A 13,797-nucleotide genomic window follows, 5' to 3' on the forward strand; every position below is an offset into this window, starting at 1 on the left:
TTATTTTCAAAATAAGCCGAAATAATACCATAACTTGTTAAGCAAAAAGAGATACACATAAGACTTCATGCCAACAAACCATTACTCTTGTTCACCAAGCCACTTCAATTTGCTTTTTAATACACACTCTCGCTCTGCGATAAAACAATGATTATCCACAATGGCAGGTAATGCTTGTAGCGCCAGATGATGTAATTCATTACGCAATGTGACATAAGCATGTGTTAAAGCGAGAGCTTCATCTTCATCCATCACTTGATGCTTTGCCATTAACTCGAAAATACGCACATTATCAGACCAACGAGTTAAACCTGGGTATTGGTGAGAAAAACGCAATACTAAATATTGCGCAATAAATTCAATATCAGTAATACCGCCAGATGAGGTTTTTAAATCAAACTTATCGGCTTGCGTTGGTGCAAGATGTTGCACCATTTTTTTACGCATATCGCGTACTTCATTTTGTAACACATCAGCATCACGAGAAAGGCATAACGTTTCATGACGAATACGTGAAAACATCTGTTGTAATTTATCATCGCCATAAATCATTCTAGCGCGAATTAAAGCTTGATGCTCCCAAGTCCAAGCTTCATTTTTCTGATATTCATCAAAAGCTTGAATAGTACTAACCAACATACCTGATTCACCCGAAGGACGTAAACGCGCATCGACTTCATACAACACGCCAGAAGATGTTCTGGTACTAAACAAATGGATAATACGCTGTGCTAAACGCAGATAAAACTGGCGAGCATCAATCTGTTTTGCCCCTGTTGTCACAGTGTTTATTGGACAATCTAATAAAAAGACCAAGTCCAAATCAGAGCTATATCCTAACTCCCATCCCCCCAATTTACCGTATCCAATCACCGCAAAACCCAGCCCATCACGATGAGCTAAATGTTCAGGTTCACCATAACGTTTCACCATATATGACCAAGCTTGATGAACAACAGCATGAATAATAGCTTCCGCTAAATACGTTAAGTGATCGCTAACCTTCATTACTGGCAATACACCTGTAATATCTTCAGCGGCGATACGTAGTAATTGGGCTTGCTTAAACTGGCGTAATGCTTCTAATCGTTGCTCTTCATCTTCTTCTGGTACACGTAATAAATATTGGCGTAATTCATCACGATACGCATCTAAAGGCAGGGGTTGATAGAGAGAATTAGGATCAAGTAATTCGTCCAATAGTAAAGGATGAAGCGCTAATTGTTCAGCGATCATCGGTGATGCCGCACAAAGTCGTATAACATGCGTTAAAACTTCATCCGATTCTTGCATCAACTCTAAATACGTTGTACGACTCACAATGCTTAATAGCAAAGGCGTCACGCGTTGTAGTGTCACTAAGGTAAGGGGTTGCTGGCAAATTTTAGCCAATAGTTTTGGCATTAAGGCATCAAGAACATCGCGTCCTCTTGGCCCAATGGTTCGCTTGCCAATATCTTGGCGAAAATTCTGCAACGTCTGATTTATTGCCTCAAGCGCTTCACTGGTTAATGTTTCATGAAATAATGATGATGTTTCAGGCAAGCGACCAAGTAACCAAAGACGCTTAAATTCAGAGATATCGTCTTCATCATCGTTTTCGTCTTCTTCACCAATTAATTGCGTGAAAATAACGGAAACAGCCTGCATCTTGTGGTTAATTTCTTGATAAAGCGCTTCCCAATCATCAAATCCCATTGCCAAAGTCAATCTGGCTTTATCTTCTTCACTTTCAGGTAAGGTTTGGGTTTGTTGATCACCAATAGACTGTAAAAGATTTTCTAATCGGCGAAGAAAAAGGTAGCTTTCAGTCAATTGTGCCGTTTCTTCTGCGGTGAGTAATTCAAGTTTCGCAATAACGTTAAGCACCGTTAACAATGAATTGCTTTGAAGCTCAGGCTCTCTACCACCACGAATTAGCTGGAAAACTTGCGTAATAAATTCGATTTCACGAATACCACCAGAGCCTAATTTTATATTATCAATCATGCCACGACGACGAACTTCACGACTTATCATGGATTTCATATTTCTAAGTGATTGAATAACACTAAAATCAATATAACGACGATAAACAAAAGGACGCAACATTTGACGCAATACTTGGCAATACTCTTTCTTTTCTGCCCCCAAAACGCGTGCTTTGATCATGGCGTAACGTTCCCAATCGCGCCCTTGCTCTTGATAATAATCTTCCAGTGCCGCAAAGCTCATTACCAAAGGCCCACTTTCGCCAAAAGGACGTAACCGCATATCAACGCGGTAGACAAAACCATCAATAGTATGCTGATCCAGCGCTTTAATCAGCTTTTGACCTAAGCGCGTAAAAAACTGCGCATTATCTAATTCTCGTCGTCCACCTTGTGTAAACCCATTTTCAGGATAGGCGAAAATTAAGTCGATATCAGAAGAAAAGTTAAGTTCAAACCCACCTAGTTTTCCCATTCCTAAAATCAGTAATGGCTGAGGTTTTCCCTCATTATCACAAGGCGTTCCCCATTGTTGGCAACATTGCTGATAAAGCGTATCTCTTGCGCCACAAATTAATGTTTCAGCTAATACGCTCAAATGTTTTAGCACACAAGGAATATCGGCTAATTGAAAAAATTGTAGCCATGCAATGCGCACTAATTGTTGATGACGAAATTGGCGTAAAACTCGCATAACGTCATCTTCATTATCAATATCGGCTAATTTTGCTGTCAATTGAGGCTCATAACTCTGCCATTCCACACTCGTTGGCGGATTTTGTCTGATATCAGTCAACCATTGAGGATTAACGCGCAAATGCTCTGTTACAAAGGGGCTAAAAGCAAAAAACTGTTGTTCTTGTTCACTAAAAGGCGCTAACGCATTCAATTGAGAAGAGAACCCACACTGTGCTTTATTCCACAATTGTTGAAATACACCGATAACAGACATAAATAGACTCTCAAGTTGTCAGGAAATTAAGCAATAGACAGTAACCATGCCATAGAAGATAACTTAAAATTCAACCATAAAACATGATAATAGTCGGTTGCTGTTGTAAATGTTAACGGTGAAATCGCATTGAGTGATTGTTCCATAGATCTAGGCAAATCAGACTGTTTTTTGCACCAATCTGAAAATAATGCCAACATGGCAGGCATGGTAATTGTCGGTGGCGTCGGATTGGCAAAAATCGCTTCTTCTAATGCCTGTATCGCACTTAACCATTTAGTCAATTGCTGAGCCGTTGTATCACTAGGAGAAAGATTCACCACACTCAACGATAATGCAGGTTTATCTTTCGCCAAATAATAGCCTCGAGCCGCCTTACTGCGAGAAGCAAGACGCAATCCGCCCTTTTCACCTAAATAAGTCGCTAATGCGATAACATCTGACACATTGCCTTTTTTGAGTTCTAACTCGAACTCTTCAATGGGCAACTCATATTGATGAGTGCGAATAGCACCTTTATCTAACACCACTTCAATTTGGCTATTTTGAAAATCCACCAGCCAAATTTCACGGTAAAAGTCCGTATTAAACAGCACATCAAGTTGAGACTCTAATTGTGTAAGGTCGGTATTTTCAGGCCAGATTTCTGCTGGGAATCGTGCTAGATCTAATTTAGGTTGTTCTAATTCCACGTTATATTCTGGACGTTGATGCAAACCAGCAACGACTTTACCGGCAGTTTTAATTGTCATTTCATAACGTTCATCAACACCACGAATACGCAGCCCCATATCCCAGCGACGAATTTGATTATCTGCGGTTTCAAAGTAAAGATTAGTCAGCTTTTTGGGTGCAGTATGCTGATGAGGTAGAGTCAGAATGCGCTGAATAATGTGAGGAATAGTGGCAGGTATGGCACTCATTTTGAGTTCAGTTTCTAATTGGCTCATTCTATTTCCCTTAAGTAAATCAATTGATTAGTAAAATATTTGACGCATTTTCATTTTGCAAGTGATAGCCTAATAACAATAATGAATAAAAGGCAGATTATCCCTATATTCTACCAGTTAAGACTGTTCTCATTCTGGTTTACTATTTGCTTACGCAAACTTTACTCTTTAGTATCAGTAAAAATATTCTCTTGTATAGATAAAAAAGTTGAAAACATAATGCGAAAATTACCCTTACTTTTTCTTTCCTTACTTGGCTTAGGCTTTTCTCTGAGCTCACACGCAGAAACTCGTTATGTTTCCGATGAATTATCCACTTATGTGCATAGTGGACCAGGAAATCAGTATCGAATCGTTGGCTCTTTAAATTCTGGCTCAACAGTCACCGTACTTTCTCGTAATGCAGCAACGGGTTACGTACAAATTAAAGACGATAAAGATCGTACTGTTTGGATACCTGAAAGCCAACTGAGTGCTCAGCCAAGCATGCGTACTCGCATTCCTGCGATGGAAAAAGAGATCCAAACACTGCGCGACAAACTGGCGAATATCGACCAAAGTTGGAATCAACGTACAATAGATATGCAAAATAAAGTTTCAAACAGTGATGACATCATCAATGGCTTGAAAAAAGAAAATGAACAAATGAGAACTAAGCTCGCTGTCGCAGAGAAAAAACTCGATTTTGCTAATCAACAATTAGATGACAGACAACGCGATATCATCTTACAGTGGTTTATGTATGGTGGTGGTGTTGCTGGTGCAGGTCTTGTCTTTGGCCTGATCCTTCCACATATTATTCCGCGTCGTCGTAAACGTAATGATCGTTGGATGAACTAATATCCAACCAAAGGAACAGTGATCCCGTGAATATATACCTTGTTGGTGGCGCTGTACGCGACCAACTGTTACAGATGCCAGTAAAAGACAGAGATTGGGTTGTTGTTGGTGCAACACCTCAAATGCTATTACAACAAGGCTATCAACAAGTAGGCAAAGATTTTCCTGTTTTTCTTCATCCAGATACTCATGAAGAATATGCCCTTGCGCGTACAGAACGAAAATCAGGCTCAGGTTACACGGGATTCACTTGCTATGCAGCACCCGATGTCACATTAGAAGACGATCTTGCGCGTCGTGATCTCACCATTAACGCTATCGCTTATTCCGTTGATGGCGGATATGTCGATCCTTACCACGGCATAGATGACATCAATGCGAGACAACTTCGCCATGTTTCTGAGGCATTTTCAGAAGATCCGTTAAGAGTTTTGCGAGTTGCACGTTTTGCGGCACGGTTTGCGCCTTTAGGATTTAATGTTGCACCTGAAACACTGCAATTAATGAAGACGATGGCACAAAGTGGTGAGTTAAATGCACTGACTGCTGAACGTGTTTGGAAAGAGACTGAAAAAGCCCTTGAGAGCCCCGCGCCTCAAGTCTATTTTGAAGTTTTACGTCAATGTGGTGCTTTAAGCGTTCTTTTTCCTGAAATTGATGCTTTGTTTGGTGTACCTGCTCCTGAAAAATGGCACCCAGAAATCGATACTGGCATTCATGCCATGATGGTACTTAATATCGCCAGTCAATTAACAGACGATATTGCGGTGCGCTTTAGTGCCTTATGCCATGATTTGGGAAAAGGATTAACACCTCCTGAAAATTGGCCTCATCATCACGGTCATGGTCCTGCGGGTGTGCCTTTAGTTGAAGCCTTGTGTCAACGTTATCATATTCCTAATCATATCCGTGATCTCGCGCGTTTAACGGCAAGATTTCATGATCATATCCATCGTATTGATAGAATGCGCCCCTCTAAAATAATCCGCTTATTTGATGCTATTGATGCATGGCGAAAACCAGAACGTGTTGAACAACTTGCAATGGTGAGTGAAGCGGATGCGAGAGGACGTAAGGGCTTAGAAAATATTGCTTATCCACAACGTGCGTTTCTTTGCCAAGCTTTCCTTGTTGCAAATAATGTGGATATTAAGCCAATCATTGAAAGTGGATTAAAAGGCAGTGCAATACGAGATGCGCTAACCAAGCAACGAGAAGTCGCGATTATAAAATGGAAATCGCGACTTAATCAGGAACAGCGCTAATTAAGCTTTACGCTCAATAATCACACCTACATTTGTGGCTTGTGCAACAGCTCCTGGTTTCGCTAATTTAATTTTTACTCTTGGTACAGCAAATTGCGTTATCAATAGCTGTGCCACTTCTTCAGCAACACGTTCAACTAATTCAAAACGTCGAGTCTCAACATAGTCAATAATTGCATTGCTCACACTGGCATAATCTAAACAATGAACCACATCATCAGTTTGGGATGCGCGTTTGTTATCCCATTCCATTTCGATATCGAACACTAATTTTTGTTTTATGGTTTTTTCCCAATCATAAACACCGATTGTGGTTATTACTGATAATTGCTCAATAAATACGATATCCATCACGTCATCTCTTATTTTTTCTGCTCATCGGATACCACTTCCGATGAAATATGCGTATTATCCATACATGCTTAACGAACTTACATAAACATTGGAGAATACAAATGAGTGCTAACGCACTTGGAATGATCATCTTCGCCTACTTGTGCGGCTCAATCTCCAGCGCGATATTGATTTGCCGACTGGCAAGACTCCCTGATCCAAGAAAATTTGGCTCTGGCAATCCCGGAGCAACCAACGTCCTACGTATTGGAGGAAAAGCAGCCGCGGCAGCCGTTCTTATTTGTGACGTCCTAAAAGGGATGATCCCTGTTTGGCTCGCCTATTACTTAAATGTGCCTCCTTTTTACCTCGGTATTGTCGCAATAGCAGCTTGTCTAGGTCATATTTATCCTGTTTTTTTCCACTTTAAAGGCGGAAAAGGTGTAGCCACTGCATTTGGTGCTATCGCTGCCATTGGTTGGGATTTAAGTGGGCTTATCGCAGGAACGTGGTTACTCACCGTCTTACTGAGTGGCTATTCATCGCTTGGTGCGATTATCAGCGCACTCCTTGCCCCTTTTTATGTTTGGTGGTTTAAACCAGAATTCACTTATCCCGTTGCTTTATTATCATGTCTGGTACTTTACCGTCATCACGACAATATTCAACGTTTATGGCGTGGTCAAGAGAGCCGTATCTGGCATAAATTAAAGAAAAAGACTGAAAAAACAGAAAAAGAGATCATTCAAGAAGCTAAAGAGCAAGAAAAAGAAGATTAACCTCCTTTGCCCAAATGTCTGACTAGTCCTGATATAGGTTGACAACTTTTCAGGCATAAAGCGCTCGATGAACTTCATCGGGCGTTTTATAGTTTAATGATAAATGCGGTCGTTTTTCATTATAGAGCTGTATTGATTCTTCAACTAATTTTCTTGCTTGTTCCAAATTACTCGGTTTTATCAGTAGATACTCCATTTTTAATATTCCATTGATTCGTTCTGCTAAGGCATTTTGATAACAATCATACCCATCAGTCATAGAACATTGAATATTATGCTCTTTATGTATCTCCTGATATTCTGAAGAACAATACTGTATTCCTCGATCTGAATGATGAATTAATAAGGTTGTTAAAACTCGTTTCTTTAACGCCTGAATTAACGACCTTTTTACTGAACTTGTTTTCATATTGTTATCTAAATGATATCCCACGATTTTTCGCGAATAAGCATCTGTAATTAAACTTAAATAGGTGTCACCCTCATGGGTTGATAGATAAGTAATATCTGCCACCCAAAGTTGCTCTGGTTGTGTGGGAATAAATCCCGACTTAATTAAATTTGGATGACGATGAAAACGATGATGGCTTAAGGTTGTCCGATGATAAGCCCGCTTATTAGGCACCAGTAATTGATGCTCTTTCAATAAAGAAAATAACCGATCACGACCAATCTAATCTACCATGCTTACGAAGCCAAACCAAAACCGTAGAGTATCCTTGTATACCATAGTGATCTTGTTTATATGTCATTTCGCCTTTTTCAACTTGGTCAACAAGCTGTAATTTAAAAGCGAGAGAATAATCGCGTTGAGTTCGTTTAGTGATTGGTTTCATTACACTCTCCAATTTTAGATTGGAAAAGTGTCAACCTTATTTAGGACGGGTCATAGCTTTAAAATAAAGATACAAAAAAGCGCTTTGATAACACACCAAAGCGCTTCAATTTTGAATTATTTTTTAGCTTATAACTATTAACGCGTTAATGCAGGCAACTCAGCTAAAGGCCAGCGAGGTCTTACGGTCACACTTAACGGGCCTTCTGTACCGCCTTTAAAGCGGATCATTCCTGCTAGTGCAATCATTGCGCCATTATCAGTACATAATTCAGGACGCGCATAAAAAACTTCGCCACCTAATTGCTTCATTACGGTTTCCATTTTTGCACGTAATGTACGATTAGCACTTACACCACCTGCCATAACCAAACGTTTAAAGCCTGTTTGTTCTAAAGCTCTACGACATTTTATCGCAAGCGTATCAACAACCGCATCTTCAAATGCCCGTGCAATATCAGCACGAGTTTGGTCTGAATCATCATTTTGACGAATAGTATTAGCTGCAAAGGTTTTTAAACCCGAGAAACTAAAATCAAGTCCAGGTCTATCTGTCATTGGGCGAGGAAAGACAAAGCGACCTTCTGTGCCTTGTTGCGCCATTTTCGATAATACTGGGCCACCAGGGTAATCTAATCCCAGCAGTTTTGCCGTTTTATCAAAAGCTTCGCCAGCAGCATCATCAATAGATTCACCTAATAAGGTGTATTCGCCAATTCCCGTCACACTAATTAACTGTGTATGACCACCAGAAACCAAAAGTGCCACAAATGGAAACTCTGGTGTTTTCTCTTCAAGCATTGGAGCCAATAAATGGCCTTCCATATGATGAACAGGAATAGCTGGGACATCCCACGCAAAAGCTAATGAGCGTCCAATGGTTGCCCCTACAAGCAACGCGCCAACAAGACCGGGGCCAGCAGTATAAGCAACCGCATCAATATCTTGCGCCGTAAGATTTGCTTCTTTCAGTGCCGCTTGAATAAGAGGTACTGTTTTACGGATATGATCCCGTGAAGCAAGCTCAGGAACTACCCCACCATAATCGGCGTGCAGTTTAATCTGGCTATAAAGTTGATTCGCTAATAGGCCGGCTTTATCATCATAGATTGCGATACCGGTTTCATCGCAAGATGTTTCAATACCTAAAACTCGCATGACGCTTCCAAATTCTTCTTCGCTAACTCGCGTAATAAATCGATTGTATCATTATTTCGGTGATTTTATACGCCTTCGCAACATCTTTTACATACCAGCATGTGACAAATTCCTTTTTCTGGTCTATAATTATTCACCTATTTTAAGTGATTTAAATGTGTGGTTAGCGACTGTCGCTTTTTGTGTACTTATTAAAAAGACACAAAAGTGAGAGTTTGCGTTTCAATTTTGTGCATCTCTTTACAAAGTGCCCTGCTTTGAAGTAAAATTCCGCACCATTTTAAATGTCGGCTGGCTTAAATAATGCCAGCGCAAACCGATTTCTATTGAGGTGAGAGGCACATGCCGGTAATCAAAGTACGTGAAAACGAGCCATTTGACGTTGCTCTTCGTCGTTTCAAACGCTCTTGTGAAAAAGCAGGCGTATTAGCAGAAGTTCGTCGTCGTGAGTTTTATGAAAAACCAACGACTGAACGTAAACGCGCTAAAGCATCAGCAGTAAAACGTCACGCTAAAAAATTAGCTCGCGAAAACGCACGTCGTACTCGTCTGTACTAATATTTTGCGGCTTATACCGCAACGTATGCAGACACTGTAGTCGCAGTTAAAGGCCGTGCTTTCTCCTGAGAGCGCGGCTTATTCTCGTTCAACAACAGGCGTAAAAGGGCTTATGGCTGGACGAATTCCACGTTCATTTATCAATGATTTGCTAGCTCGAACCGATATCATCGATCTTATCGACGCTCGCGTGCCGTTAAAAAAACAAGGCAAAAATCATTCAGCGTGTTGTCCGTTTCATAATGAAAAAACGCCCTCTTTCACAGTAAATAGCGACAAACAGTTTTACCACTGTTTTGGTTGCGGCGCGCATGGCAATGCTATTGATTTTTTGATGAATTACGACAGACTCGATTTTGTCGAAACCATTGAAGAGTTAGCAGCAATGCATGGGTTAGACGTTCCTTATGAATCAGGAACAAGCAGTAGCCCTATTGAACGACATATAAGACAAAATCTCTATCAAGTGATGGAGAAATTGAATCAGTATTATAGTAGCGCTCTCAATAAACCTGATGCACAGGAAGCAAGAAACTACCTTGCGCATCGTGGGCTTAGTGAAGATATTATTACCCGTTTTTCTATTGGATTTGTACCAACAGGTTGGGATAACGTCCTAAAACGTTTTGGTCAAAGTGCCGATAATAAAGCCTTACTTCTTGAAGCGGGTATGGTAATAACTAACGATAATGGTCGCACTTATGATCGTTTTCGCCAACGAGTCATGTTTCCTATCCGAGATAGACGTGGTCGTGTTATTGCCTTTGGTGGGCGTGTTTTAGGTGATGATTTACCTAAATACTTAAACTCACCAGAAACAGAGATATTCCATAAAGGACGTCAACTTTACGGACTTTATGAAGCGCAACAATCTAATAATAACGTCACAAAGCTATTAGTTGTTGAAGGTTATATGGATGTTGTGGCATTAGCGCAGTTTGGTATTGATTATGCCGTTGCCTCATTAGGAACCTCCACCACAGCAGAACATATCCAGTTGCTCTTTCGGACAACGGATAACATTATTTGCTGCTATGATGGAGATAGAGCTGGACGTGATGCCGCATGGCGAGCATTAGAAACCGCCCTTCCTTTTTTAAATGATGGTCGCTCTTTACGTTTTATGTTTTTACCCGAAGGTGATGATCCCGATTCATTGGTTCGTCGTGAAGGTAAAGAAGCTTTTGAAAAACGTATGGAACAAGCACATTCATTATCAGAATTTTTATTTGATTCACTCGTTCCTCAAGTGGATCTGAGTACTCAAGAAGGCAATGGTAAGCTATATAGTTTAGCCAGACCATTAATAGATAAGATCCCAAGTGAAACTTTACGTCTATATTTATTAAGAGAGCTTGGAAGCTTAACGGGAAATCCCGATATTGAGCAGATGGATCGTTTATTTGGTAGAACGCCGGTTAATCACGATTTATCGTATCAACCGACAAAATTACGCACAACACCGATGCGTATATTGATTGCCCTATTGATACAAAACCCAGAATTCTCTAAATTAGTGCCCCCTCTCGAGGGATTAAGTACAGAAAAAATTGCAGGTCTATCACTTTTTATTGAATTAGTTTCTGTTTGCCAAGCACAACCTGGCCTAAATACGGGACAAATTATCGAACTCTATAGAGAGAATAAATTCGGTAAACAGCTTGAAAAATTGGCAATGTGGAACGATATAGATATAGATGAGATTGCAGAAAAAACCTTTACAGACACGTTAGATCATCTTTTTTTAACCGCAATGGATGAACGTTTAAACACACTTATTGCGAAAGAGAGAACAGAAGGCCTAACGCAAGATGAACGCGAAGAAGTCCAATTGATAATACAGGCACGCGTTAAAAAGTAAACACAGAATTAAGATTAAAAACACGGCTTAATTGCCGCTATCGGTAGGTACTAAAAACCTACATTTGCTACGCTGAGGGGACCGTAGCAATCGACAATGAAAATGCCCCTCCGTAGTTATTGTTGGCTGAACAGTTATCGCCGACCGACACCAACCCAAATTACTTTGAAGTGTGGATACCGTCTTATGGAGCAAAACCCGCAGTCACAGCTGAAGCTACTTGTTACTAAAGGTAAGGAGCAAGGCTACCTGACCTATGCTGAGGTCAATGACCATCTGCCGGAAGATATCGTCGATTCAGATCAAATCGAAGACATCATCCAGATGATTAACGACATGGGCATTCAGGTTATGGAAGAAGCACCTGACGCCGATGATCTGATGCTGGCAGAAAATTCAAATGATACTGATGATGATGCTGCAGAAGCCGCAGCTCAGGTACTTTCTAGTGTAGAATCTGAGATTGGCCGTACAACCGACCCTGTGCGTATGTATATGCGCGAAATGGGTACCGTTGAACTGCTCACCCGGGAAGGTGAAATTGATATCGCAAAACGCATTGAAGATGGTATTAACCAAGTTCAATGTTCCGTTGCAGAATATCCTGAAGCAATTACTTATCTTCTTGAACAGTATGATCGCGTTGAAGCTGGCGAAGCACGTCTTTCAGACTTAATTACTGCGTTTATTGACCCTAATGCCGAAGAAATGGCAGAAAGTGAAGATGTCAACTTAGGCAAAGATGATGATGAAGTTGACAACAGCGCTGAAGACGAAGATGAAGACGAAGATGAAGATGGCGACAATGACAGCGATAGCGATGATGATAACAGCATCGATCCTGAATTAGCGCGTCAGAAATTTACTGAGCTTCGTGAGCAATATGAAAAAACTCGCCAAACTATCAAGGCGAAAGGTCGCAACCACAAAGATACAGAGCTTGAAATCTTATTATTATCTGAAATTTTCAAACAGTTCCGTTTAGTACCGAAACAATTTGATTATTTGGTTAACAATATGCGTGACATGATGGACAGAGTTCGTGCTCAAGAACGTCACATCATGCGTCTTTGTGTTGATCAAGTTAAGATGCCAAAGAAAACCTTCATTACGCTGTTTACAGGTAACGAAACCAATGACACATGGTTCACTGCTGCTCGTGCAATGAATAAGCCTTGGTCTGAAAAACTGGCAGGTATTGAAGAAGAAGTACAACGCAGCTTACAAAAACTGCAACAAATTGAAGTTGAAACTGGACTGACAATCGAACAGGTTAAAGATATTAACCGTCGTATGTCTATCGGTGAAGCAAAAGCACGTCGTGCGAAAAAAGAGATGGTCGAAGCGAACTTACGTCTCGTTATCTCTATCGCGAAAAAATATACCAACCGTGGCTTACAGTTCCTTGACCTGATTCAGGAAGGGAATATTGGTCTGATGAAAGCGGTTGATAAATTTGAATACCGTCGTGGTTATAAGTTCTCAACTTATGCAACATGGTGGATCCGTCAGGCAATTACTCGTTCAATCGCTGATCAGGCGCGTACAATCCGTATCCCTGTTCACATGATCGAAACGATTAATAAACTGAACCGTATCTCTCGTCAAATGTTGCAAGAGATGGGGCGTGAACCTTCACCAGAAGAGCTTGCAGAACGCATGCTGATGCCTGAAGACAAGATCCGTAAGGTACTGAAAATCGCTAAAGAACCAATCTCCATGGAAACCCCAATCGGTGACGATGAAGATTCACATTTAGGTGATTTTATCGAGGATACTACTCTCGAATTACCACTGGATTCTGCAACATCAGAAAGCTTACGTTCAGCAACTCACGAAGTGTTAGCAGGCTTAACATTGCGTGAAGCGAAAGTCCTGCGTATGCGTTTTGGTATCGATATGAATACCGACCATACCTTGGAAGAAGTGGGTAAACAGTTTGATGTTACCCGTGAACGTATTCGTCAGATTGAAGCGAAGGCACTGCGTAAATTACGCCACCCAAGCCGTTCTGAAGTGTTACGCAGCTTCCTTGATGAGTAATCGACTTACTTTTCAATAAAAGTTATAACAAACGCCTGTGATATCACAGGCGTTTTTTTATGGAATTTCGATACGGTATCTACAATCTATCTAATCTACGATAGATTTCACCTACATATATTTATAAAAAATAGCCTTATTATTTATATTATTGTACCTGTACGTAAGCTTATCCATAACTCGTTACGCTATGTTATTGATATCACAGTTATTCTCCGTTTTATTTTTTTATTGTTTAGATTGAACAGAATTT

10 protein-coding genes and 1 pseudogene are annotated in these 13,797 nt (G+C 40.5%); 6 read left to right on the forward strand and 5 right to left on the reverse strand.

Annotated features, from left to right (window positions below; genetic code table 11):
- Positions 1-81: 81 nt before the first annotated feature.
- The gene (glnE, locus tag JEP71_RS10665; protein WP_198626209.1) at positions 82-2,922 is read right to left on the reverse strand and encodes a bifunctional [glutamate--ammonia ligase]-adenylyl-L-tyrosine phosphorylase/[glutamate--ammonia-ligase] adenylyltransferase; all 2,841 of its coding nucleotides are present in this window, start codon (positions 2,920-2,922) and stop codon (positions 82-84) included.
- 26 nt (positions 2,923-2,948) lie between these two features.
- Entirely contained in the window at positions 2,949-3,872 is a 924-nt protein-coding gene (locus JEP71_RS10670) for a CYTH domain-containing protein (protein WP_198626210.1), read from the reverse strand.
- 219 nt (positions 3,873-4,091) lie between these two features.
- Between JEP71_RS10670 and JEP71_RS10675 the strand changes: the two genes are divergently transcribed.
- Positions 4,092-4,712, forward strand: a complete 621-nt coding sequence (locus tag JEP71_RS10675; RefSeq protein WP_109373056.1) for a TIGR04211 family SH3 domain-containing protein — start codon at positions 4,092-4,094, stop codon at positions 4,710-4,712.
- 26 nt (positions 4,713-4,738) lie between these two features.
- Positions 4,739-5,977 (forward strand): multifunctional CCA addition/repair protein, encoded by a 1,239-nt coding sequence (locus JEP71_RS10680; protein ID WP_198626211.1) that lies wholly within the window; start codon positions 4,739-4,741, stop codon positions 5,975-5,977.
- Here the strand turns inward: JEP71_RS10680 and folB are convergent, their stop codons facing one another.
- Complete coding sequence (gene folB / locus JEP71_RS10685; RefSeq protein ID WP_099074474.1) at positions 5,978-6,328, reverse strand: bifunctional dihydroneopterin aldolase/7,8-dihydroneopterin epimerase; 351 nt, start codon at positions 6,326-6,328, stop codon at positions 5,978-5,980.
- A gap of 104 nt (positions 6,329-6,432) precedes the next feature.
- Here folB and plsY point away from each other — a divergent pair, with 104 nt between their 5' ends.
- Positions 6,433-7,089, forward strand: a complete 657-nt coding sequence (gene plsY / locus JEP71_RS10690; protein ID WP_023582777.1) for a glycerol-3-phosphate 1-O-acyltransferase PlsY — start codon at positions 6,433-6,435, stop codon at positions 7,087-7,089.
- A 49-nt stretch (positions 7,090-7,138) separates the two neighbouring features.
- On the opposite strand, the pseudogene JEP71_RS10695 reads toward plsY, so the two are convergent.
- Positions 7,139-7,925 (reverse strand): annotated as a pseudogene (locus JEP71_RS10695) (IS3 family transposase).
- A gap of 137 nt (positions 7,926-8,062) precedes the next feature.
- Entirely contained in the window at positions 8,063-9,082 is a 1,020-nt protein-coding gene (gene tsaD / locus JEP71_RS10700) for a tRNA (adenosine(37)-N6)-threonylcarbamoyltransferase complex transferase subunit TsaD (RefSeq protein ID WP_198626212.1), read from the reverse strand.
- A 342-nt stretch (positions 9,083-9,424) separates the two neighbouring features.
- Between tsaD and rpsU the strand changes: the two genes are divergently transcribed.
- The 3 genes from rpsU (at position 9,425) to rpoD (ending at position 13,544) form a co-directional block, all read left to right on the forward strand.
- Positions 9,425-9,640 carry a 30S ribosomal protein S21 gene (rpsU, locus tag JEP71_RS10705; RefSeq protein WP_001144069.1) on the forward strand — a complete coding sequence of 72 codons (216 nt, stop codon included), beginning with the start codon at positions 9,425-9,427 and terminating at the stop codon, positions 9,638-9,640.
- Positions 9,641-9,752: 112 nt separating this feature from the next.
- The gene (dnaG, locus tag JEP71_RS10710) at positions 9,753-11,501 is read left to right on the forward strand and encodes a DNA primase (RefSeq protein ID WP_198620773.1); all 1,749 of its coding nucleotides are present in this window, start codon (positions 9,753-9,755) and stop codon (positions 11,499-11,501) included.
- A gap of 186 nt (positions 11,502-11,687) precedes the next feature.
- Entirely contained in the window at positions 11,688-13,544 is a 1,857-nt protein-coding gene (gene rpoD, locus JEP71_RS10715) for an RNA polymerase sigma factor RpoD (RefSeq protein WP_198620772.1), read from the forward strand.
- Positions 13,545-13,797 lie beyond the last annotated feature (253 nt).

The organism is Proteus sp. PR00224 (genome assembly GCF_016238105.1).
Lineage (GTDB): Bacteria > Pseudomonadota > Gammaproteobacteria > Enterobacterales > Enterobacteriaceae > Proteus.